Origin of the sequence: Thalassotalea ponticola (assembly GCF_041379045.1) — a bacterium.
GTDB lineage: Bacteria > Pseudomonadota > Gammaproteobacteria > Enterobacterales > Alteromonadaceae > Thalassotalea_A > Thalassotalea_A ponticola.
On sequence record NZ_CP166871.1, the window covers coordinates 117,125 to 139,567 of the forward strand.

Here is a 22,443-nt window from a genome sequence, read left to right on the forward strand (position 1 = left end):
ACGGTAGGATACGTATGTTGGCGAACATGTCGCAACAGGTTAAGCAGTACCTGATTATTACCGGTAATTATTGGGCATTCACCCTAACAGATGGTGCGTTGCGCATGCTGGTGGTGTTGTATTTTCATCAGTTGGGATACACCCCGTTAGCCATAGCCATGCTGTTTTTGTTCTATGAATTGTTTGGCGTTGTGACCAATTTAATAGGCGGTTGGCTAGGGGCAAGGCTGGGCCTAAATAAAACCATGAACATCGGTTTGGTGCTACAGATTATAGCCTTGCTTATGCTTACCTTACCCAATAGCTGGTTAACGGTGCCGTACGTGATGATTGCACAGGCGCTGTCAGGCATTGCTAAAGATTTAAATAAAATGAGCGCCAAAAGCGCTATTAAGTTATGTCTTCCTGATGATGCACAAGGGACGCTTTATCAGTGGGTGGCGCGACTGACCGGATCTAAAAACGCGTTAAAAGGGATTGGCTTTTTTCTTGGTGGCGCCTTGCTTAGCTGGCTCGGCTTCCAAGGAGCAATGTGGCTAATGGCCTCTGTACTTGGGCTTGTTTGGTTGTTTAGTTTGTATGCCTTGGCAGCTGATCTGGGTAAGCAAAAGAACAAGCCAAAGTTTCGTCAGTTGTTGTCTAAAAGCGGTGCGATAAATTGGCTATCAGCTGCGCGCTTATTTTTATTTGGCGCTCGTGATGTGTGGTTTGTGGTCGCCTTACCGGTTGCTTTGGCAACGACTTATCAATGGCCTCAACAGTGGATTGGTGGTTTTATGGCACTGTGGATTATATTTTACGGTGTTATTCAATCACAAGCTCCCCGTATTACCGGCAGACAACAAGGGCAGTTACCTAACGGTCAAACCGCGCTAACTTGGGTTGCTGCACTGAGTATCACTCCATTGCTGATTGGGTTGATGTTGGCGGATGACCAATTGGGCGAACGGGTACTGGTGGTTGGTCTGTTTATTTTTGGTGCCTTGTTTGCCGTGAATTCATCACTTCACAGCTATTTAATAGTCAGCTATGCCAACCGAGATGGCGTATCTATGGACGTTGGTTTTTATTACATGGCTAATGCTATGGGGCGTTTATTGGGGACGGTTTTATCAGGTTACGTGTATCAACAGTACGGCTTGCAGCAGTGTTTGTACGTTTCGGCAATCCTGTTATTAATTGCCACCGCGTTGTCGTTTAAGTTACCCAAGACGATATCAGGGCAAAACTAGCAACACACAGAAATAGAGGAGCATACATGGAGCACATCAATGTCGCCGTTATTGGCTTTGGTTTATCGGCCCAAGTCTTTCATTTGCCGTTTTTAACCGAAGATAATGGTTATTGCATATCGGCGTTTGTCTCATCACAGCGCGACGCTATAAAAGCGCAATATCCCGGTGCTCAGGTCTATGCCTCAAGCGATGCGTTATTTGCGGCTGAACAGGCCGATTTGGTGGTCATTACCAGCCCTAATAACAGTCATTATTCCATCGCCAAACAAGCCCTGCAACGCGGTTGTCACGTGGTAGTAGAAAAGCCCATCACGGTAACATCCAGCGAGGCAAGAGAACTGATTGAGCTCGCGCAGCGGCAACAACGCGTGTTAACCGTTTATCACAACCGCCGCCTTGATGGCGACTTTTTAACACTACAGCAGCTCATTAGCCAAGGTAAACTAGGGCATGTGTATCACTTTGCTTCACGTTTTGACCGGTTTCGCCCACAGGTGCGAGCCAAGTGGAAGGAGCAGGCGGGTGCCGGTAATGGCGCAGTATACGATATCGGCTCACATTTAATCGACCAAGCCTTACTGCTGTTTGGTATGCCACACGCCTTATCTGCTCGCTGTTTAGCATTGCGAGAGCAATCACAAACGGTAGACTTTTTCCAGATCAACTTACACTATCCCAAGTTAGACGTACAACTGAGCGCCAGCCCATTTAATGCGGGGCAAAACCATCGCTTTAGCGTTCAAGGAGATCTGGGTAGTGTTGATATGTACGGGCTTGATAATCAAGAGTCTCAGCTTGCTGCGGGTGTGTCAGCCAGTGACGCCTTGCTTGGCATTGATACTGAACGTCAAGTTTATGCGTATTTGCCAGACCGGCAAAGCGTGAGTTTGCAACAAGGCAACTATGTGTATTTTTATCAGCAATTAAAGCAGGCAATTACCCACAATCAGCCACCACTTGTGACTCCAGAGTCGGCGTTGCAAGTTATTTCAATCATTGAAGCCGCGTACAAAGCCAGTGAAACTGGTCAAACGGTTTCCCTGTAAATAGAATCGCAAATACACGGTGAGTGACAGCTCTAGTGACCAGTTCAAACTGCCACTAGCAACCTCATTGCGCCGTTTTAAGCTTTGACTATCGGTTATTGGCGTCTTGCGTTGGCAACGTGGTAGGCTATGGTTAACAGGGCGATCGAATACGTCGATTCAATTGGTCGTTGAGACACTACAGCGTGACTGCTGGTTTCGCATCGAACTGAGTATTGACCATATCAAGCACAATAGGAGACCTTATGAGCGATAGTTACCAACCCGATAAAGTTTGGCAGTGGAAACAAGCAAGCGGTGGTAAATTTGCCAATATTAATCGCCCTATTGCGGGCGCCACACATGAAAAAGAATTACCGGTTGGTAAGCACCCTTTGCAGCTCTATTCGCTAGCCACTCCCAACGGTGTTAAGGTGACAATTTTATTGGAAGAGTTGTTAGCAAAAGGTGTAAATGAAGCCGAATACGATGCCTTTTTGATCGATATTTTAGAAGGTGCGCAATTTTCGTCTGGCTTTGTTGAGATAAATCCCAATTCAAAAATTCCAGCCTTGGTTGATTTAAGTGGTGAACAGCCAGTTAAGGTATTTGAATCGGGTGCTATTTTGTTGTATCTAGCGGAAAAGTTTGGTCACTTTATCCCCAGCGAGCATATCAAACGCACACAGTGTATGAGTTGGCTTTTTTGGCAAATGGGAAGCGCTCCATACCTCGGTGGTGGTTTCGGTCATTTTTATGCCTACGCACCAGAAAAATTTGAGTACCCAATAGAGCGCTTTACCATGGAGACAAAACGTCAACTCGATGTGCTCGATTTGCATTTAGCCAACCACCATTACATGTGTGGCGATCAATACACTATTGCAGATATGGCCATATTCCCTTGGTACGGCAACTTGGTACTCGGTCGTCTATACGATGCGGCAGAGTTTCTCGATGTCACCAGTTACCGCCATTTAATGCGTTGGGCAAAGGAAATCGACGAGCGAGAGGCGGTTAAGCGCGGTCGTATGGTTAATCGCACATGGGGTGAAGAAAGCGAACAATTACCCGAAAGGCACGATGCCAGCGACTTTGATAACGTTACAAAATTGTCGGCAAAATGATACTCGCTAGGCGCCAATAAACCCCACAAAATGCCCGTGAAAAGATGATGACTAGCCGTTAAAAAGCGTTTAACGGCTTTTAGAATTTATCCGAAAAGGCAGGGCATCCACATATGAGTCTGATAAGGTGTACTAATCATTTGGTTAAAATCCAAACTATGCGTTCATAATAGCTCGTTTGTGATGTAAATCGCGGAACAGGTTTACCGGCAAATTAACAAACTGCCATTACATACTACTGTTGTACAAAAAATACGTATCTCAAACTTTATACTTTCGGTAGGTTTTCGAAGGTGAAGTAGCCAGGGAGTGACAGGCCAAACACAAAAACGGCCACTAAAAGTGGCCGTTTTATATTCGAAATTCACAACTGCGCTTGTAAATATCAGTTGTTGTACATCGTTACCTATTTAATGCTTACTCAACGGTAACCGATTTTGCTAGGTTTCGCGGTTGGTCAACGTCGGTGCCTTTGATAATTGCTACGTAGTACGACAGCAATTGCAATGGCAAGGTGTAAATGATCGGTGCGATGACTTCGTCACAGTGTGGCACGTTAATGACTTTCATGGTGTCATCCGACTCAAATTGCGCATCAACGTCGGCAAACACATACATTAAACCACCACGAGCGCGAACTTCCTCAACATTTGATTTTAATTTCTCAATCAAATCATTTTTTGGCGCGACGACAATAACCGGCATGTCGGCATCAATCAACGCCAGAGGACCGTGCTTTAATTCACCGGCAGCATAGGCTTCCGCGTGAATGTATGAGATCTCTTTTAATTTTAACGCCCCTTCCATCGCGATTGGGTATTGATCACCGCGACCTAAGAATAGCGAGTGGTGCTTGTCTGCGAAGTCTTCAGCCAAATCTTCAATTTCATCGGCAAGGGTTAATACTTCATCAATTTTAGCTGGCAACGACATCAGTGCATTGGTTAACTGTGCTTGTTTGTCAGCGCTCATGCCCTTGTACTTGCCAAGAGCTAAGGTCATCATCATTAAACCAACTAATTGAGTGGTAAAGGCTTTAGTTGATGCAACGCCAATCTCCGCGCCGGCCTTGGTCATAAAGGCCAAGTCAGATTCACGTACCAACGACGAACCTGGGACATTACAAATGGTAAGTGACGCTTTGTAGCCAAGCTCTTTACCCAAGCGCAATGCAGCAAGAGTATCGGCAGTTTCACCTGATTGTGAAATAGTGACTAACAGTGCATTTTTGGGCACGAACGACTTGCGGTATCTAAACTCTGATGCAATTTCAACGTTACAGCTAACGCCAGCGTGCTCTTCTAGCCAGTAACGCGCCACCATGCCCGAGTGGTAAGAGGTACCACAGGCGATAATTTGCACGTGCTCAATATCTTGAAATATGGCTTCGGCATTGTCGCCAAACGCATTAATGTCAATGGTTTGGTCGACAAATCGGTTAGCTAGCGAGTTGCGAATAGCCGTTGGCTGTTCGTAAATCTCTTTCAACATGTAGTGACGGTATTCACCTTTGTCACCGGCATCGTGGTTGACGTTGGCTTCCGTTATTTCACGTTCAACTTTATTGCCTTGTTGGTCAAAGATATTCACGTCAAAGCGAGTGATTTCAGCGACATCACCTTCTTCCAAGAAAGAAAACTTACGCGTTACCGGCAATAATGCCATCATATCTGATGCTAAAAAGTTTTCGCCTAAGCCGTAACCAATAACCAGAGGGCTACCAGAGCGCGCCACGACAACGCGCTCAACATCGTTGCTGTCCATGATTACTGTGCCGTATGCACCTTCAAATTGCTTAACGCTTTTTTGCACAGCTTCAAGTAGGCTGGCACTGTCTTTTAATTCATGGCGAACTAAGTGAGCGATTACTTCGGTATCAGTTTCTGAGCTAAATACGTAGCCCAGTTGTTGTAGCTTTTCACGCAATTCTTGGTGGTTTTCAATAATACCATTGTGAACCACGGCAATGTTTGATGACACATGCGGGTGAGCATTGGTCTCGCTTGGTACACCATGAGTTGCCCAACGGGTATGAGCAATACCAGTGCCGCCTTTTGCTGGGTTGACCTCAAGCGCGCTTGCAAGTTCTTGCACTTTACCCAAGCGACGTACGCGACTTAAATTGTGATCGCTGTCAATAATCGCAACACCCGCTGAGTCATAGCCGCGATATTCTAATCGACGCAAGCCTTCTACTAAGATATCGGCGACATCACGTTGCGCTACCGCGCCTACAATTCCACACATAATAATTATCCTGTTTGTTATTCTATTGGTGCGCAAATCACATTAATGCCTTGCGCTTGTATTTGTTTTTTCAGTTGTTCAGATAAGTTGTCGTCGGTTATTAAGGTATTGACCGAATTCCACGAAAGTTCAAGGTTGGGAATACGACGACCGATTTTATCTGACTCAACTAAGACGATGACTTCACGAGCGACTTCACTCATCACTCGCGATAGTCCGATTAATTCGTTAAACGTTGTTGTACCGCGCTCTATATCAATACCATCAGCACCGATAAACAGCTGATCAAAATCGTAGGAGCGCAACACTTGTTCGGCTATTTGTCCCTGAAAGGCCTCTGAAGTGGAATCCCACGTCCCCCCGGTCATCAATAATGTCGGCTCATTTTCAAGTTCATTTAATTGATTGGCCACACTCAGAGAGTTAGTCATTACCACTAGGCCTTTTTTATTCGCCAGGTGCGTAATCATCGCCGCAGTTGTGCGACCACTATCAATAATAATTCGATGGTGGTCTTTAATTAACAACGCCGCTTGTTTGCCTATTGCTTGCTTTTGTTTCGAAACTTTATCGTTGTGCGCTACCGAGGTGATTTCACTTGGTAACGGTACGGCGCCACCATAGCGGCGCAATAACAACCCACTGGCCTCGAGTGCCGCGAGATCTTTGCGAATAGTGACTTCAGACGTTTCAAATTGCACTGCCAGTTGATCGACACTGACTTCACCTACATCGTTGAGTTGATTTAAAATGGTGTGACGTCTTAATTGAGTATTGCGCTTTGACATAATTTTTATTAGTTGCGATATAAAACAATATCGGCATTAAAATGTTGCGTTTCGAAACTTGGCGTAATTAAAACAAAACATTGCGAAAAACGCAAATTCCATCGCCTTATTTTGCCAAGATCGTTGAAAAATGCTAAATTTGGCCGCCAATAAAATTATTTTAGCAAGCATAAACTACCTTTCGTTTAGAAATGCATCACTAGGGGAATGCATGAGCCAAGCAAGTTACACATTAATTGAAGGTAATCTACCTTTACTCATTTCAATGCCGCACAACGGTACCGATATCGCTGATCATATAAAACACACGATGACCGATGTTGCTCATAAGGTAGAAGATACCGATTGGTATCTCGATAGACTCTATGATTTTGCTAAGCACTTAGGGGCCTATATTTTAATGCCCAAATACAGTCGCTATGTGATTGACTTAAATCGCGATCCAACAGGGGTAAGCTTATATCCGGGCGCTGATACGACAGAGCTTTGTCCTACCACCAGCTTTAAATCAGAGCCTCTATACAAAGACGGGCAACAGCCAACGGAAGACGAAATTACTCGCCGCATTAACGACTATTGGCAGCCATATCACCAAGCGATCGCAGATACGCTAGCGACTATGCGCCACCAATTTGGCAAGGCGGTAATGCTTGAAGCGCACTCTATCGCCTCGGTGGTTCCGCGTTTTTTTGATGGTCAGCTACCCGACTTTAACTTTGGTAATAATCAAGGGCAAAGTTGCGCAAAGTCAATGCTAGAGTCGATCGAGCAGTTAGATTTTAGTCCGTATAGTCAAGTGTCTAACGGGCGCTTTAAAGGCGGTTATATCACTCGTCACTACGCAGACCCGAAAAACAATGTGCACACATTACAGCTTGAATTATCTCAACGAACCTATCTCGACGAAGCAACACTGGCTTACGACCAGCAAAAAGCCGACGAAGTTAAGCCAAAGCTTGAGATGCTAGTCAAACAGCTGATTGTATTTGCCCAACAAAGTTAACCACTGAGACTATCCTATGAATATGTTATTTGCCGAGCACATATTATTAAGCCATGGCACGCATAGCCAATGGCACAACAACAAAACTTTACTTATCGATAACGGCGTCATTGTTGATATCGTTGACGGTCAACTCGATGGAGCTGACATCGCTGAGGGGCCGGTGATACCGGGCATGGTAAATTGTCATTCACACGCCTTCCAGCGCGGTTTTGCTGGCTTCAGTGAGCAAGGCTCCCAGGGCAATGATAGTTTTTGGACCTGGCGTAAAATCATGTACCAATTTCTTGATGTGATCAGTGTTGAGCAGGCACAAGTGATCGCCAACCAGCTTTACATTGAAATGGTTAAGGCCGGTTATACACGGGTGGCAGAGTTTCATTATTTGCACCATCAACCAGATGGTCAAAACTACCATCAATTGGCTGCCATGGCTGATGCCCTGTTTGACGCCGCTGAGCAAGCCGGAATTGGTATCACCATGTTGCCTGTGTTGTATCGCTATAGCGGTTTTGGACCATTGCCGGCTAACGACGGGCAAAAGCGTTTTATCAACGATGTAGAACAGTTTAATCAACTGGTTAGCGATTGTTTTGCCAGCGCAAGTAAACGCGCTAACGCCAATGTGGGTATTGCGCCACATTCGTTGCGCGCAGTTGATAAGCCATCGTTGCAAGCCGCAGTAACGCATGTGCGTAATTTAGATGCCACGGCGCCTATTCACATTCACATTGCCGAGCAACAGAAGGAAGTCAATGACTGCCACGCGCATTACGGCATGCGTCCGGTGCAGTGGTTGTTAGACAATATGTCGATTGACCAACACTGGTGTTTAATTCACGCCACCCATATTGATCAGCAAGAGTTACAAGGTATTGTCGATGCGGGGGCCGTTGCCGGTATCTGCCCTACCACTGAAGCCAATTTAGGCGATGGCATTTTTCCGACCACTGAATTTATCAGCAAAGGCGGTCGCGTAGCCATTGGTTCTGATAGCCATATCAGTGTTTCGGCAATTGAAGAGCTACGTTTACTGGAGTACGCTCAACGCCTAGTACGCCAGCAAAGGGCGATTTTAGCTGATAATCAGACCCCGTCAGTTGGACAGTTTTTATGGCATCACACCGCACAAGCAGGGGCTTTATCAACCAGTAGCAACAGCGGTGAATTGGCCGTTGGTAAACAAGCTGATTTAATTGTGTTATCGAATGAACGAAATAGTTTGTTCGCCAATAGTACGAAGCATCTATTAGACAGCGTGGTGTTTGCTAGCCAAGCATCGCCGATAAAGGATGTGATGGTAAATGGCCAGTGGGTGGTGCGCGACGGTAAGCATGCTCAAGAGCAACAGGTTGCAGATCGCTTTGCTACAGTGCTGCAGGACTTAGCGGGTAATCGATAGCCCAAGTTACGTTAGGACTTGTTGGTCATTTGATGTCAATAGCAGAGTAACCTACCGCGTTGCTCTGCTACCTATCTCAACTAGTTTAAAATGCGGTATTTATCTACCGTATCACAGACTTGCTTCAAAAACTCGCGACGCAATTGGGTGTTGGTCTTCAAATTAGGGCAATACTGATGATAGAAGTTACCTAGCTTGTCACGGCTTTCCGTGATGCTTTCGACGTAGGCAATTTCGCGTTTTGAGTATTCTTTAAATTCGGGTTGCAGCACTTGTAACACCTTGCTCGGGGCAACTTGCGCCTTGGTTTGCGCCACCGAATTAAAGGTTTCTTTGGTTTTACTTATTTGCTGATTATACCATTCCGTTAAGTGGGCATTGGGATAAAAGTGCAAGTAAACGGCGGCCGCGACAATGATAACCAGAAGTTTTTTAAACATGATTTTTCACTTTTTGTTGTTGTAGTTATAGCCACGGCAAATGCTATATCATCATTCATACTGTATATGTGTTGACCGTGCCGTTAGTGATCGTTCAACAGATTAATATGTAAAAAGTTAATCTAAATCAGACTTTAACCAAAATTGCTTGGTATAATTAGCTCAAGTGATAACAACAAGATTAATGCGCTTTAGGTAGATTATACACATTTGTAATCTCTACACTAGCATTTCGGACGAAATTATGGCATCAGAGAACAAGCCGACCAACACAGCTAAAAACGTCATACCGGTCAAGCAGATAAAGGTAGACAAGCCGCGCTCGTCAACTGTTGAACAATACAAGCCACGCGATCAAATTTACGTGCGCAAAGTTGAAGGCTTTTTTCAGCGCTTGCGCCGCAAGATGAATTTGTTCTTTTTAGCGCTATTTGCCCTGATACCTTGGATTAACTACAACGGCCAACAAGCCGTGCTGTTTGATATTGGCGAACAGCGATTCAATATTTTTGCTTTAACGCTGTGGCCTCAAGACCTGACCTTACTCGCTTGGTTATTTATAATTGGCGCGTTTTTACTGTTTTTCGTCACCACCTTTTTGGGCCGCGTTTGGTGTGGATACTTGTGTCCGCAAACGGTGTGGACGTTCATTTTTATTTGGTTTGAAGAAAAATTTGAGGGGGCGGCCAATAAACGCAAAAAGCTTGATCAAAAGGCAATGGACTTTGACAAGTTTTGGCGCAAAGCAGCTAAGCACAGTTGTTGGGTCATCTTTTCCTTATTCACCGCCATTACTTTCGTTGGCTACTTCACCCCGATACGCGAGTTGGTGGTCGACTTTTTTACCTTTAAAGCGTCATTGATGGCCACTGCGATTATTTTATTTTTTACCTTTTGCACCTATGGTAATGCCGGTTGGATGCGAGAAGTGATGTGTTTGCATATGTGCCCTTATGCGCGCTTTCAGTCAGCGATGTTTGATCAAGACACACTAACCGTATCATACGATGCCAAGCGCGGTGAAAATCGAGGACCTCGCCCGCGCAAAGCCGATCCGCAAGAACTCGGTTTGGGTGATTGCATCGACTGTAACTTGTGTGTTGAAGTGTGCCCGACAGGCATTGATATTCGCAATGGCCTGCAATATGAGTGCATTAATTGCGGCGCATGCGTTGACGCCTGTAACGGCGTGATGGAGCGCATGAACTATGACAAGAACCTGATTAGTTACACCACCGAAACGGCGCTAAACGGCAAAACCGTGCATATCTTGAGACCGAAACTGTTTATGTATGCGGTGGTTTTATTGGTTATGGCTGGGTTATTTGTTGGCGACTTGGCAACCCGTCAGCCCTTGCAACTGGATATTATTCGCGACCGCAATACCCTTGCCAGAGAAAATATTGATGGCTTAATCGAAAACGTTTACACCTTAAAAATTCTCAACAAGTCGCAACAAACCGCCACTTACAAACTATCTGTGGATGGCTTAACATCACACGTATGGCAAGGACAAGATACGGTAACTGTTAACGGGGCCGGTATTGAAACGGTTACAGTGAGTTTGGCAGTAGACCCGTATGAGATAAAAGCATTTACTACGGATATTAATTTTGTTGTGCAACAAGTCGATCCGCAAGCAGATGATGTTATCATCCGTCAACAAAGTGTGTTCTTTAACAAGCGATAATACGGATGGCTGATTTTAGTTTTCAGGACCTGTCTCCTGAGTTTATTCTCGATGCATTAGAGGCGCATGGTTTTTATGTAGCCTCCGGTTTACTGCCGTTAAACAGTTACGAAAACCGCGTCTATCAATTTCACGACGACGATCGGGTCAAATACGTGACCAAGTTTTATCGGCCCAAGCGATGGTCTACCGAACAGATTCAAGAAGAGCATGATTTTGCACTAGAACTCGCTGATGCCGAAGTGCCGGTAGTTGCTCCGCTCATTCGAGATGGGCAATCATTGTTTTGCTATCGAGATGTTTACTTTGCCGTATTTCCCTGTCGAGGAGGGCGCATTTTTGAAGTCGACAATCTGGATCAATTAGAATGGATGGGACGCTTTGTTGGTCGCATTCACGCCATAGGCAGTCAAAAAAGCTTCGTGCATCGTCCAACACTGAGCACCGAGGAATTTTTGATACAGGCTCGCGCGACATTGCAAACCGCCGAGATATCAAGTGCATTACAAAAGCCCTTTTTTACCGTACTAGATCAAGTCATTGATTTAACCGTTGCGCAGTACAAACCGGGCAAGCAAATTCGCTTACACGGTGATTGTCATGCGGGAAACATCTTATGGACCGATGCTGGGCCACACTTTGTAGACCTTGATGATTGTCGCACTGGGCCGGCATTACAAGACCTATGGATGATGCTAAATGGCGATCGACAAAATAAATTGTTACAACTCGATACGTTGCTATCTGGCTATGAAGAGTTTTTTTCATTTGAATATAGCGAGCTTTCATTGTTAGAATCATTGCGTTCAATGCGACTCATTAACTATATGGCGTGGTTGACAAAACGTTGGCAAGATCCTGCTTTTGTACTTAATTTCCCTTGGTTCAACACCGAAAAATACTGGGAAGAGCAAGTACTTATGCTCAAAGAGCAACACGCGGCAATGCACGAACCAGCGCTTAGCTTAAACCAAGGTTTATAGTGATAACCTTAAAGGAATATTTATCAATGAAAAAATTATTTAGTCTATTATTGGTGGCGATCATAATGCCACTTTCTGCTTGTGCCAAAGATTACGAAGAAGGTAAACAATACACGGTGATCTCAGATTCGGTTACCACAAAGCCAGAGGTTCGTGAATTTTTCTCGTTTTATTGCCCACACTGCTTAAGCTTTGAGCCGTTCATGAAAGACTTAGCTAAGTCGTTACCTGAAGGCGTCGCGTTTGTAAAAAACCACGTTGACTTTTTACGTGCAGCGAGCCCGCAAGTACAGTTTGAAATTACTAAAGCGATGATTGTAGCGCAACAATTACCACAAGAAGAGGTGTTAATTGCTGCCTTGTTTGATGCGATTCAAAAACAGCGTCTACCTCTAGCGTCACAAGCTGAATTACGCGAGTTATTTGTTAAAAACGGCGTTGACGGTGAACAGTTTGATAAGCTAATTAACAGCTTTGGTGTGAATTCAAAAGCTAAGCAAATGAAGAAACTGCAAGACGAGTACAGCAAAAAACGCGTGTTAACCGGTGTTCCAACCATTATTGTTAATGGCAAGTACCGCGTTAATGCCAGCGAACTTGATCGCAGTGACTTTTTAAATGACTACAAAAACTTGGTACTGCACTTGTTAACACTTAAGTAAGCAACTGCAAAATCAGTAAAAAAGGCTCCGCATGGAGCTTTTTTGTACTTCATTGACCCAAACAACCACCACAACCAGTGCGCTAGTCACGTTTGGATGTCGCGCTGTTAGATGATTTTTCATCGCCTTGCTGAGCCAGTTCTTGCTGATAGCGATTGTACAACCGAAAGCTTAATAAGGTTGCGATGATACTCAACAGCACACTGGCACCTATTTGCCAAAAAGACATCAGCTGTACACCACTGCCGGCTAACGCGAAAATGGCCATTTGCGGAAAATAGCCTAGGTAAGAGGCACTAAAAAATTTGCCAGGGTGAATATGGGCGATACCCGCACATACGTTTAGTAAAAAATTACTGCCGGCGGGAATAAGGCGAATGATGAAAGTTTTCTCAAACGTGTCACGACTTAAAAATTGGTAGACCAGTTTCACTTTATTGGCGAATTTCTGGCGAATATAACGGGCAAAAATAAAGCGCGCAACACTGTAGGTGATAACGCAGCCAATCGCCGCCGCAAGCGTAGAGATAAGTGTGCCGTGGATGAAGCCAAAGGCATAGCCGGCAGCAAACGCCGCCACTTGGCGCGGCAAGCTAATGGATATGGCAAGCGCAATCACCAGTAAGAAATACACTACCCCAATAGTGCCCTGCCCGCGAATGGTATTATCGACCCATGTTTGGTTAAAGTGATCAAATAACCCTAACCAATGCAGTAAGCCCGCGAGTAGGGTACTGATCAATAAAAACAGTAAAATCAGCCGCAGTAATGACTTGTGACGGTGAAAAAAACTCATGACACAGCGCACCATGACTTGCGAGCACCACCGTGATAGGCGTAGCCGTAACCGTGTTGAATTAATAACTCTGCTAGGTTTTCACCGTTAACGTACACATCAGCCAGTAAGCGAAAGTATTTGCCTCGTTCAACATTGCGCAACTCAATGCGTTCGGCATTTTTTAGCAATTGCTCGGTAAATTGTTTGGCTTGTTTGGCTTTGTTTTTTTCACTCGGACACTTGGCTCTTAATTCAGGCGTATCTACCCCTTTGATCCGCACAGGCGTGTTTTCACCAATAACCGTTGGCCAGTTTTCAATATGCACCCGAAAGGTATCGCCATCGTAAACGCTCGATAAGGTAACGGCGCTAATGTCACCGTACTGTTTTGCACTTGCGCTGCTAGATAACAGCACAAAAGCCAATAATGATAAATATTTACTCATCAACGTATGAACGATTAGTTGGTGCACAGGATGGCTTTTTTGGCATCGATGAATTGTTGCCGCTTATTATTGGCAACGTAATTCAGACGCCCCTCAATAACCAATTGCTGGCCGATGCTGGCTTTACTGGCAAAGTATTCAGCTGCTTTGCCCCAAAGGTGAACAAGTCGCTCAATGTGTTGCCCGTTGAAGTTAAGATCAGACTCGATAAAGCCAGGTTCATTAATACTAACGGTAAACTCAGCCAACGACACCTGGTTTTCTGTTTGCACCAGTTTGACATCACTTTGCAACGTCGCATTACAAATAACTTGGTTGACACTGTTGTGGACCCCGTGACCAAGTAACGATAATGAGCCGACTTGAACGAAGTCTTTTTGCCGTTTGTTGCTAGTGGCAAGGGCACCGTGAATGAGCACTAGCTGGCCTTTATCAGCAAATAAAAACTGATCTTCAACGTGTTGTCCTTCAAAGTGACAGGCGTGATATGAAGTCCAATCTTTGTAACTGTTGCTGCGCTTATCAAACCAACTGTGGTTGGTAGCAATAACAAATTCGGCAACCGGAACAACGGGATTAGCGCGATACCGTATTTCAGGTTTGGCGACTAAATTACCGGCCAAAATAATATGGCACTGTTGTTTTTGTTGCTGTTTTTTATCTATGGGGCGACTATTATCGGTCATAACGTGTTGTCTTATTGTTAGGTGATCCCATAATAGAAAAAATAGCGCACCGAGCCAAGCAATGTTTTATCACAAGCGCCACTGCCTAAATCGGTTAACACATTTGCTTCACCGCCTTATATACACGACCCTTTGTTTTTGCACAAACAAAAAAATAGATGCGTACGGTGACCATAGGCCGACAACAGTCGAAATTGGTAGATTGGGCTTGGTTTATCCAGAACCAGACAAATCAAGGGGTTTTTATCAGGTACGATGAGCACATTTTAACGACGATAAAGCGTGCAATTAGTGACAATTAAAATTTATAATACATCCCGCCATTTAGGCGCAACTTAAAGCAAAAATAAAGACGATGACAGCATGATAAATCAAATTAGCTTCAATAATTTCAAAGGGGATTTATTTGGTGGCTTATCGGCAGCGGTAATTTCGTTACCACTGGCGTTGGCTTTCGGTGTGGCAACGGGAGCGGGGGCTGCAGCGGGGGTGTATGGCGCGATTTTAGTTGGTTTGTTTGCGTCTTTGTTTGGTGGTACCAAAACGCTAATTTCAGAGCCGACAGGACCTATGTCGGTGGTGTTTACTGTTGTCATTGCCGACATGATAGCCTCCAACCCCGAAAACGGTATGGCCATGGCGTTTACGGTAGTGATGATGGCTGGTGTATTCCAGATCGTGCTGTCTAAATTGAAGCTAGGCCGCTACATTACCATGATGCCTCACAGTGTAGTATCTGGTTTTATGTCGGGTATCGGCTGTATTTTGATCTTAATTCAACTGGCGCCGCTGTTGGGAACCAAAGCACCTGAGCCCGGTGTGATGGGCACGGTGTTGCATTTGCCGCAAATTCTCTCATCGATTTCCTTACCCGAGTTATTGTTATCGTCTTTAGCGCTAGCGGTGCTGTTCTTGACCCCTAAAAAGCTGCGTCGAAAAGTCCCACCGCAATTGTTGGCTTTGGTGTTGTTATCTATCATTGGCTACGTATTTTTTGGCGATAACCAAATTAGCCGAGTCGGTGCCATTGACGTCGGTTTACCGGCGTTACAGTTACCGACATTTGCATTAAGCGAGTTGGACAACATGCTCGTTGATGCGCTGATTCTCGGTGCCTTGGGTTGTATAGACTCGATGCTCACTTCACTGATTGCCGATAACTTGACCAAGGAAGATCACGACTCGGATAAAGAACTTACCGGACAAGGCATCGGCAACTTAGTCTCGGGGTTGTTCGGTGGTTTGCCAGGCGCTGGCGCGACCATGGGCACCGTGGTGAATATTCAAACCGGTGGCACCACCATTTTATCCGGTGTATTGCGGGCATTAATACTGGCGCTAGCGGTATTTCTATTAACTGATTTAATCGCTTTGATCCCGGTAGCGGTCCTGGCTGCTATCGCATTAAAAGTGGGATTGGATATCCTCGATTGGAGCTTTATTAAACGCGCCCATAAAGTATCGCGTCACACCGCGATGATCATGTATTTGGTGTTGTTTATTACAGTCTTTATCGACCTTATTCTCGCGGTAGGCATCGGCTTATTTATCGCTAATATTGTCACCATTGAAAAACTTAGTGCGGCGCAACAAAGTGGTATCAAAACCATTACCACCACCGATGATGAGCTTAAGTTATCTGACAATGAGCAAGCCGTATTCTCGCTATTTGAGGGTAAGTTGTTATTGGTGTATTTAAGCGGACCTATGATGTTTGGCTTATCGCGTGCAATGTCGCGACAACACCGTTTATTGTCTGGCTACCGTTATGTCGTTATGGATATATCCGACGTGTCATTTATTGACGATACCATCGCCTTAACCATTGAAAACGCCATTACCGATGCCAAAGAACACGATGTTGAGCTGTTGTTAGTGCACAGCAATAATGTGGTGAGTAACAAGCTTGATAAATTAGGCGTGCTTGATTTAGTGCCGCGCTCAATGGTGTTTTCGTCTCGCGAAAGCGCATTTAGTTGGTTAAAAAACAAGGCGCAAGTTGAGCAAAACCACCTTACCTCACTGACCTCTGCTTAACCGTCAATACTCGCCACGACCAGTATTTTTTGGCTGGAATCAGGGCGCTGATCTGTGCTTAACATCACTGCGATTAGTCGCGCAGAGGTGTTGAGCAATCATTCAAAGCATAGTTGAGCTTGGCAGTACACAAGACAATGGAATCACGTGATTTCTTGCTTGCTAGACATCAAGCTCAAGCGGCACAAACGCATTACACCGCTTCAGACATAGTACCCCAGCTAAGCGCCATGGTTGGTATTAATTCGTTCAATCGACCACGCCTTAAGCCCACCAATGTACAGCGTGATATACACCAAGAGCCACAACCTATGTCAATCTGTCGATCAACCAAACGGTTTGACTGGCAAATTAGTTTTTGAGTTTGTGGGCGGGGTATTCGGACAAAGAGATGGCCCACCCGGCAGGAGTCGAACCTGCGGCCTCACCCTCCGGAGGGGTGCGCTCTATCCAGCTGAGCTACGGGTGGTCAATGAGTTGTTATGTCGCCATTCTATAATGTTGGTGGGGGCTGTCAACCAATCTCTTTATTTAACGCATTGATTGTACAAATAGCAATCAATTCGATCCCAAACCCTGCAACCGGAGCAATGCGACTGATTTTATGCGCATTTTGTATTTATTCGACTAAGCTTTATTACGGATGCTTAGATTTTATACCGTCGGATAATAACAACACTTACCACTATGGAAACGGTTGGGTTAATTGGTTATGGCTTATCGGCCATAGCGTACTTATTTCTTCTTGTATTGCTGATATCTCATCGGCAACCCTCTGTTGCGACCAAAATTTTATTGCTGAGCGTCGCGCTTAGCATGGTCAGTTATATTGTTAACGCTTCGCAAATATATCAAGTATTTTCATTGCGTTATGCACTTTTAATGGAGTGCGTTAAGCAACTTTCTTGGGGGGTGTTACTGCTACTTGTGATTTCAGGTAGTGATACCGTGCCATCGATATTTACCTCGCCATCAAGTAAAAACTTAGCGCGAGTTCTGTTGTTATTGGTGGCATTGAATGTCACCACAATTTTCATCTTACACAACTCGCAGTGGCTATTTATTGGTTTATTGAGTTTAACGCTATTGCTGTTGGTTTTACTCGAGCAACTTTACCGCAATGCACAGCAACTCAAATGGGCGTTATTGCCGTTAACCATTGGCTTGGGTGGTTTGCAAATTTTTGATTTTGTCATGTATGCACAAGCGACATTGCTCACCCGCATTGACTTTTATTTTTGGTACTCGCGAGGCTTTATCGCTCTGTTGGTGTTGCCGTTTATTCTGTTGAGTGCGAAACGAATGCGCAACTGGAGTCCTGATTTATACATTTCTCGTGACGTTGTATTTTATTCGTCGATGGTGTTGCTCAGTGCTGTCTATTTATTGTTATTGGCCTTTTCTGGTTATGTCATTCGCTTTATGCAAGGGCAGTGGAGTGAAACCTTAAGTATCGTCTTTATGGTCTTTGGTTTGTTGGTGTTACTCGTGTTATTAATGACTAACCGATTGCGCGATAAGATACGGGTGTTTATTTCAAAACACTTCTTTGCCAACAAATACGACTATCGACTGGAGTGGCTGAAGCTTATTGAAGATATCGAGCAACAAGGCTCTAGCGATCCATTTCAAAATGCCTGTGCGGTGATGGCCAACTGCCTCGGAGTGAGCCGTTGTGGGTTTGTCGATGCAAGCCACACAAAACTGCGCGTTGTACACCAAGGTGATTACACCATTGATAGTCCACTGATGGCGCAAATTAGTCAGCTTCATCAGTTTTCATTGCAGCAAAGTTGGCTTATCGATGTGCGTGAATATCAGCGCTTTCCAGAGCGTTATCCCGAGTTGAAATTAGATACTAAGCATCTTGCTAAACAACGTCTAGAGCTATTTATTCCGACCTTTTCTGAGCAGCGCCTAATTGGCTATTTTATGCTGTCGGGACCGAGTCATCGCCCCATATTAAACTGGGAAGATCGCGACTTTTTAATTGCGGTGTCTAAGCAACTCGGTAACTATTTAATGCTGCAAACCGCGCAAAAGCAATTGGCTCAAGGTCAACAATTGGCGGTATTTCATCGGATGTCAGCGTTTGTTCTACACGATTTAAAAAATATCCAAGCGCAGTTATCGCTCATTACCCGCAATGCTGAACGCCATCGCGATAACCCAGAATTTGTTGATGATGTTTTTGCGACCGTTGAGTCAGCGTCTGCCCGCATAGCAAAAGTGGTATCACAATTACAAAACAAGAGTAAAGATGTGAACCAAGGTCACCGCCATGAGTTGATCAATGTCAGTGAATTATTGCACCAGTGTGCACAGCAAAGCCAATCGGACAAGGTAAAGATATCCTCGTCTGTTCCTCCTGAACTCTATGTCACCGCCGACAAAGACGGTTTGCACAATGTTTTTCTACACTTATTGCAAAACGCTAAAGAAGCGTGCCAACCGGATGGCTTAATTAACATTGTCGGTCGTCAAGATGAGCAACAGGTGGTGGTTGATATCAGCGATAACGGCTGTGGTATGAGTAGTGATTTTATTAATCAGTCATTGTTCGAACCGTTTACGACCACTAAGGGCAATGCTGGTATGGGGATAGGCGTATTTGAAGCAAAACAGTTTATTGAAGAATATCAAGGTACGATAGATGTAACCAGTGAATTAGGTAAAGGCAGTTGTTTTACCTTGTCATTGCCGTTAAGCACCGTTAATTAGGAATGAAAAAAATGGAAAAGTTATTGATAGTAGATGATGATCCCGGTATTCAAAAGCAGTTGAAATGGAGTTTGTCAGACTATGACGTCGTGTTGGCGCAGGATCAAGATAGTGCGATTAGCGCACTTAGGTTACACGAACCCAAGGTGGTCTTATTGGATTTGGGATTGCCACCCGATGAGGCCAATGCCAGCGAGGGACTAGCAACCTTGCAGCAAATATTGTCGCTTGCCCCGTTTACTAAAGTGATTGTTATAACCGGTAACGATGAGCATCAAGTTGCGTTAGATGCAATCGCCAACGGTGCTTATGACTTCTATCAAAAACCATTGGATAGCGATGTGGTCAACGTCATTGTAAAGCGCGCGTTTATGATGGCGGAACTGGAAAAGGAAAACCGCCAGATTCGCGAGCTCGGCGGGGTCGACAGCGGTATCATTGGCAATAGTCAGGCGATGGAAAAAGTGCGCAATATCATTGAACGCATCGCATCAACAGAAATTACGGTATTGTTGCTTGGCGAAAGTGGCACGGGCAAAGAAGTGTTAGCCAATGCCGTGCACAAGCAGAGCAATCGCAATAAAAAGCCTTTTATTGCCATTAATTGTGCGTCCATACCTGAAAACTTGTTAGAGAGCGAGTTGTTTGGTTTTGAAAAGGGGGCGTTTACCGGCGCTCATAAAACCACCAAAGGCAAGATAGAAATGGCACAAGGCGGTACGTTGTTTCTCGATGAAATAGGCGATATGCCATTTAATCTACAAGCCAAGCTTTTGCGCTTTTTACAGGAGCGAGTGGTTGAGCGAGTTGGTGGACGTCAAGAAATTGCCGTTGATGTTCGCGTAGTTTGTGCGACTAACCAAGATTTATTGGCGATGGCAGAACAAAAATTATTTCGAGAAGACCTGTATTATCGAATTAGCGAAATGGTCATTAATATTCCGCCGTTAAAGGAACGCGAATTTGATGTCATTGTTTTGGCGCGTTATTTCTTGCTTAAGTTTGCCCAAGACTACAACGTTAAAGTTAAAGGGTTTAGTGATGGTGCTGTTGCCGCGTTAAAAGCACACTCGTGGCCAGGTAATATCCGCGAACTGCAAAATAAAATAAAATCTGCGGTGATAATGGCGTCAGGGCAAGTGATCAGTAGTGATGATTTGGGCTTTAACGATGAAGTAGAACTTGATATTGATCAGCAGTTCAACTTGCGAAGCTTGCGCGAACAAGCTGAATCAACAGCGATTAAGCAAGCATACAGCATGTCAGAAGGAAATATGAGTAAAACCGCTCAATTACTGGGTATAACTCGGCCTACACTGTATGGTTTATTGGATAAGTATGAGTTAAAGCTCAAAGAGTTTAGTTAATATTATGGCGGTATTGATGCGTGCGTTGGTGATTTTTGCGTTGTTGCTCGTATTGACGATATACAACTGCGTTGTCAAAGATAAAGTCAATTGGCAAATCGCCAAATATCTTTATGCCGATTATGTCGGGGGGACACACGTTCTGCCAAATCAGCCATACAACCTTCTCCTGGGTAGCTCAACACTCGCAAATTTGAATGTCGACAATTACTTGCGTTGCCAGCCTTGGTTAAATCGCGGTATTGGAAGTGCTAAAATTAGTGACATAAGTGATTATGTGCGTTTGGCGAATCTTCATGACCATGTGTCTTATGTTGTCGTTTATATGGGGGAAAATGATATTTCCGATAACATGTCGGTCGATTTAGTAAAGCAGCAATTTTTAGCATTACTACAAACATTCAAACATCGTTTTCGCCAAGCGACAATTGTGGTCTTAGCGATAAAATATGCGCCAGCGAGGCAGGACAGTTGGGCGGATTTTGAAGAGTTTAATCATTATTTGCAAACTCTTGCTGATCAAGATGAGCGCGTTCGACTGATTCAAGTAGCTGAAAAAAGTCAGCAGGTTGGCTTATTTACTGGCGATAATCTTCACTTCAATCATCGTGGTTATGATTTATTTACACGACAGGTTAATGCCTTATGTCACAGCTAAGCCAACGTATTTTCTATATCGACGCGCTGCGCGGAGTATTAATGGTACTAGGGGTAGTACTGCACTCTGCACAGGTATTCAATCCGATGTCTGATTGGCTGATATCTAGCACACAGACTAACATTGTTTTTAGTTATCTGGTTTCGACTGTTGCCGTATTTCGTATGCCGGCGTTTTTTGTGGTCTCTGGGTACTTTTGTTTATTGACCTACATTAAATATCAGCCGGCGAAGTTTTTGCGACTGCGCTTAACTCGGTTAGTCATCCCGCTGATCAGCGCTATTGTGATCCTAAATACCGTACAAACACTGATATTAAGTAACGGCGGCTGGTATCAACTTAATTGGTCCCGCTATATTAGCCAAGGTGACTATATTTATCACTTGTGGTTTTTAGTTAATTTACTGTGCTATTTTCTGCTATTTTTTATCGCTAGTTTGGTAGTTAATCGACTCGGTGTGCAACCACTCAAATGGTTAACGCATTGTTTAGCAAAGATCGATTTTATCTTGGTCATCATCTTATTGCCGATAATTTCGCTAAGTATATTGATGTTACCGAGCATCGGGCTGCCGATATATTGGAAACTATTTGGAGTAATCGACTTTTATTCGCTGTTACACTATGCGCCGTATTTTCTATTTGGCTTATTTCTAGCGTCTAAGGATGACTTGTTGGAGCGATTTACCAGTATTAATCGCCTATTTTTACTGGGTTTATTGGTACTTGCCATAGCTGTCAAAGCGTATATTAAACAACCCGAATCAATTACCGAAAAACTAGTGTTTTATTATGCGCAATCACTACTAAGTTGGATCGCGATTGCTCTGTGTTTTTATGTGTTTAAACGTTTTTTTAACCATGCAAAATCATGGATCTCATATTTAGCGGCAGCGTCCTATACCATTTATTTATTTCATCACGTTTTTGTATTGATTTTTGGTAGTGTATTAATTGCCTTAAATGTGCCGGCGCTGATTGGCTTTGTGGTATTAGTACTACTGACCAGCATAAGTTCGATACTATGTCATGAATTAATGATTAAAAAAAGCTCGATTTTATCGATACTGTTCAATGGCAAAGCGTTACATTCATCTGCTAAAAAGGCGGTACCTCTCACTCGAGATAGCACGAAATCACCGTAACTA

General features: G+C 44.3%; 19 protein-coding genes and 1 tRNA gene. 13 read left to right on the forward strand and 7 right to left on the reverse strand.

Annotated features, from left to right (window positions below):
* The first annotated feature begins 14 nt into the window (after positions 1 to 14).
* From arsJ to yghU, 3 genes are all read left to right on the forward strand, one after another.
* On the forward strand, positions 15 to 1,232 hold the full coding sequence (arsJ, locus tag ACAY30_RS00525) for an organoarsenical effux MFS transporter ArsJ (RefSeq protein ID WP_290251308.1): 1,218 nt from the start codon (positions 15 to 17) through the stop codon (positions 1,230 to 1,232).
* A 26-nt stretch (positions 1,233 to 1,258) separates the two neighbouring features.
* Entirely contained in the window at positions 1,259 to 2,281 is a 1,023-nt protein-coding gene (locus ACAY30_RS00530; protein WP_290251307.1) for a Gfo/Idh/MocA family oxidoreductase, read from the forward strand.
* Positions 2,282 to 2,526: 245 nt separating this feature from the next.
* Positions 2,527 to 3,387, forward strand: coding sequence for a glutathione-dependent disulfide-bond oxidoreductase (gene yghU, locus ACAY30_RS00535; RefSeq protein ID WP_290251306.1), 861 nt, complete (start codon positions 2,527 to 2,529; stop codon positions 3,385 to 3,387).
* 417 nt (positions 3,388 to 3,804) lie between these two features.
* On the opposite strand, the gene glmS is transcribed toward yghU, so the two are convergent.
* Positions 3,805 to 5,634, reverse strand: a complete 1,830-nt coding sequence (gene glmS, locus ACAY30_RS00540; RefSeq protein WP_290251305.1) for a glutamine--fructose-6-phosphate transaminase (isomerizing) — start codon at positions 5,632 to 5,634, stop codon at positions 3,805 to 3,807.
* Positions 5,635 to 5,651: 17 nt separating this feature from the next.
* A complete protein-coding gene (locus ACAY30_RS00545; protein ID WP_290251304.1) occupies positions 5,652 to 6,422 on the reverse strand; it encodes a DeoR/GlpR family DNA-binding transcription regulator in 771 nt (256 codons plus the stop codon).
* Between the two features lie 211 nt (positions 6,423 to 6,633).
* Between ACAY30_RS00545 and hutG the strand changes: the two genes are divergently transcribed.
* Both hutG and ACAY30_RS00555 read left to right on the forward strand, forming a co-directional pair.
* On the forward strand, positions 6,634 to 7,425 hold the full coding sequence (gene hutG, locus ACAY30_RS00550) for an N-formylglutamate deformylase (RefSeq protein WP_290251303.1): 792 nt from the start codon (positions 6,634 to 6,636) through the stop codon (positions 7,423 to 7,425).
* A gap of 16 nt (positions 7,426 to 7,441) precedes the next feature.
* Positions 7,442 to 8,827 carry a formimidoylglutamate deiminase gene (locus tag ACAY30_RS00555; RefSeq protein ID WP_290251302.1) on the forward strand — a complete coding sequence of 462 codons (1,386 nt, stop codon included), beginning with the start codon at positions 7,442 to 7,444 and terminating at the stop codon, positions 8,825 to 8,827.
* An 80-nt stretch (positions 8,828 to 8,907) separates the two neighbouring features.
* On the opposite strand, the gene ACAY30_RS00560 is transcribed toward ACAY30_RS00555, so the two are convergent.
* Positions 8,908 to 9,267: a hypothetical protein gene (locus ACAY30_RS00560; protein WP_290251301.1), complete on the reverse strand. Its 360-nt coding sequence runs from the start codon at positions 9,265 to 9,267 to the stop codon at positions 8,908 to 8,910.
* Positions 9,268 to 9,511: 244 nt separating this feature from the next.
* On the opposite strand from ACAY30_RS00560, the gene ccoG reads away from it, so the two are divergent.
* Genes ccoG through ACAY30_RS00575 form a run of 3 tightly spaced genes read left to right on the forward strand, consistent with a single transcriptional unit; the run spans position 9,512 to position 12,602 of the window.
* The gene (ccoG, locus tag ACAY30_RS00565; protein ID WP_290251300.1) at positions 9,512 to 10,957 is read left to right on the forward strand and encodes a cytochrome c oxidase accessory protein CcoG; all 1,446 of its coding nucleotides are present in this window, start codon (positions 9,512 to 9,514) and stop codon (positions 10,955 to 10,957) included.
* Between the two features lie 5 nt (positions 10,958 to 10,962).
* On the forward strand, positions 10,963 to 11,940 hold the full coding sequence (locus tag ACAY30_RS00570) for a serine/threonine protein kinase (RefSeq protein WP_290251299.1): 978 nt from the start codon (positions 10,963 to 10,965) through the stop codon (positions 11,938 to 11,940).
* A 26-nt stretch (positions 11,941 to 11,966) separates the two neighbouring features.
* Positions 11,967 to 12,602, forward strand: coding sequence for a thiol:disulfide interchange protein DsbA/DsbL (locus ACAY30_RS00575; RefSeq protein ID WP_290251298.1), 636 nt, complete (start codon positions 11,967 to 11,969; stop codon positions 12,600 to 12,602).
* An 82-nt stretch (positions 12,603 to 12,684) separates the two neighbouring features.
* Here the strand turns inward: ACAY30_RS00575 and ACAY30_RS00580 are convergent, their stop codons facing one another.
* Genes ACAY30_RS00580 through ACAY30_RS00590 form a run of 3 tightly spaced genes read right to left on the reverse strand, consistent with a single transcriptional unit; the run spans position 12,685 to position 14,512 of the window.
* The gene (locus tag ACAY30_RS00580; protein WP_290251297.1) at positions 12,685 to 13,398 is read right to left on the reverse strand and encodes a TVP38/TMEM64 family protein; all 714 of its coding nucleotides are present in this window, start codon (positions 13,396 to 13,398) and stop codon (positions 12,685 to 12,687) included.
* The gene (locus tag ACAY30_RS00585) at positions 13,395 to 13,826 is read right to left on the reverse strand and encodes a thermonuclease family protein (protein WP_290251296.1); all 432 of its coding nucleotides are present in this window, start codon (positions 13,824 to 13,826) and stop codon (positions 13,395 to 13,397) included. Before ACAY30_RS00585 ends, ACAY30_RS00580 begins: the two co-directional genes overlap by 4 nt.
* Before the next feature lie 14 nt (positions 13,827 to 13,840).
* Positions 13,841 to 14,512, reverse strand: a complete 672-nt coding sequence (locus ACAY30_RS00590; RefSeq protein WP_290251295.1) for a single-stranded DNA-binding protein — start codon at positions 14,510 to 14,512, stop codon at positions 13,841 to 13,843.
* Between the two features lie 363 nt (positions 14,513 to 14,875).
* On the opposite strand from ACAY30_RS00590, the gene ACAY30_RS00595 reads away from it, so the two are divergent.
* Entirely contained in the window at positions 14,876 to 16,549 is a 1,674-nt protein-coding gene (locus ACAY30_RS00595) for a SulP family inorganic anion transporter (protein ID WP_290251294.1), read from the forward strand.
* Positions 16,550 to 16,941: 392 nt separating this feature from the next.
* Here ACAY30_RS00595 and ACAY30_RS00600 read toward each other — a convergent pair.
* A tRNA-Arg gene (locus ACAY30_RS00600) sits at positions 16,942 to 17,018 on the reverse strand.
* A gap of 218 nt (positions 17,019 to 17,236) precedes the next feature.
* On the opposite strand from ACAY30_RS00600, the gene prsK reads away from it, so the two are divergent.
* From prsK to ACAY30_RS00620, 4 genes are read left to right on the forward strand one after another with little or no spacing between them, the layout of a single operon-like run.
* Positions 17,237 to 19,270, forward strand: coding sequence for an XrtA/PEP-CTERM system histidine kinase PrsK (prsK, locus tag ACAY30_RS00605; protein WP_290251293.1), 2,034 nt, complete (start codon positions 17,237 to 17,239; stop codon positions 19,268 to 19,270).
* An 11-nt stretch (positions 19,271 to 19,281) separates the two neighbouring features.
* Positions 19,282 to 20,637: a PEP-CTERM-box response regulator transcription factor gene (gene prsR, locus ACAY30_RS00610; protein WP_290251292.1), complete on the forward strand. Its 1,356-nt coding sequence runs from the start codon at positions 19,282 to 19,284 to the stop codon at positions 20,635 to 20,637.
* A 4-nt stretch (positions 20,638 to 20,641) separates the two neighbouring features.
* The gene (locus tag ACAY30_RS00615; protein WP_290251291.1) at positions 20,642 to 21,295 is read left to right on the forward strand and encodes a GDSL-type esterase/lipase family protein; all 654 of its coding nucleotides are present in this window, start codon (positions 20,642 to 20,644) and stop codon (positions 21,293 to 21,295) included.
* A complete protein-coding gene (locus ACAY30_RS00620) occupies positions 21,283 to 22,440 on the forward strand; it encodes an acyltransferase family protein (RefSeq protein ID WP_290251290.1) in 1,158 nt (385 codons plus the stop codon). The genes ACAY30_RS00615 and ACAY30_RS00620 overlap by 13 nt, the downstream gene beginning before the upstream one ends.
* The last annotated feature ends 3 nt before the right edge of the window (positions 22,441 to 22,443 follow it).

Excerpts from the sequence above, each read along its gene's own strand:
- ACAY30_RS00555 (WP_290251302.1), top strand. The coding sequence starts at position 7,442 with ATGAATATGTTATTTGCCGAGCACATATTATTAAGCCATGGCACGCAT.
- ccoG (WP_290251300.1), top strand. The coding sequence starts at position 9,512 with ATGGCATCAGAGAACAAGCCGACCAACACAGCTAAAAACGTCATACCG.
- ACAY30_RS00595 (WP_290251294.1), top strand. The coding sequence starts at position 14,876 with ATGATAAATCAAATTAGCTTCAATAATTTCAAAGGGGATTTATTTGGT.
- ACAY30_RS00545 (WP_290251304.1), bottom strand. The coding sequence starts at position 6,422 with ATGTCAAAGCGCAATACTCAATTAAGACGTCACACCATTTTAAATCAA.
- ACAY30_RS00620 (WP_290251290.1), top strand. The coding sequence starts at position 21,283 with ATGTCACAGCTAAGCCAACGTATTTTCTATATCGACGCGCTGCGCGGA.
- ACAY30_RS00575 (WP_290251298.1), top strand. The coding sequence starts at position 11,967 with ATGAAAAAATTATTTAGTCTATTATTGGTGGCGATCATAATGCCACTT.
- glmS (WP_290251305.1), bottom strand. The coding sequence starts at position 5,634 with ATGTGTGGAATTGTAGGCGCGGTAGCGCAACGTGATGTCGCCGATATC.
- prsR (WP_290251292.1), top strand. The coding sequence starts at position 19,282 with ATGGAAAAGTTATTGATAGTAGATGATGATCCCGGTATTCAAAAGCAG.
- ACAY30_RS00560 (WP_290251301.1), bottom strand. The coding sequence starts at position 9,267 with ATGTTTAAAAAACTTCTGGTTATCATTGTCGCGGCCGCCGTTTACTTG.
- ACAY30_RS00570 (WP_290251299.1), top strand. The coding sequence starts at position 10,963 with ATGGCTGATTTTAGTTTTCAGGACCTGTCTCCTGAGTTTATTCTCGAT.
- ACAY30_RS00585 (WP_290251296.1), bottom strand. The coding sequence starts at position 13,826 with ATGAGTAAATATTTATCATTATTGGCTTTTGTGCTGTTATCTAGCAGC.
- ACAY30_RS00580 (WP_290251297.1), bottom strand. The coding sequence starts at position 13,398 with ATGAGTTTTTTTCACCGTCACAAGTCATTACTGCGGCTGATTTTACTG.
- arsJ (WP_290251308.1), top strand. The coding sequence starts at position 15 with ATGTTGGCGAACATGTCGCAACAGGTTAAGCAGTACCTGATTATTACC.
- hutG (WP_290251303.1), top strand. The coding sequence starts at position 6,634 with ATGAGCCAAGCAAGTTACACATTAATTGAAGGTAATCTACCTTTACTC.
- prsK (WP_290251293.1), top strand. The coding sequence starts at position 17,237 with ATGGAAACGGTTGGGTTAATTGGTTATGGCTTATCGGCCATAGCGTAC.
- ACAY30_RS00615 (WP_290251291.1), top strand. The coding sequence starts at position 20,642 with ATGGCGGTATTGATGCGTGCGTTGGTGATTTTTGCGTTGTTGCTCGTA.
- ACAY30_RS00530 (WP_290251307.1), top strand. The coding sequence starts at position 1,259 with ATGGAGCACATCAATGTCGCCGTTATTGGCTTTGGTTTATCGGCCCAA.
- ACAY30_RS00590 (WP_290251295.1), bottom strand. The coding sequence starts at position 14,512 with ATGACCGATAATAGTCGCCCCATAGATAAAAAACAGCAACAAAAACAA.
- yghU (WP_290251306.1), top strand. The coding sequence starts at position 2,527 with ATGAGCGATAGTTACCAACCCGATAAAGTTTGGCAGTGGAAACAAGCA.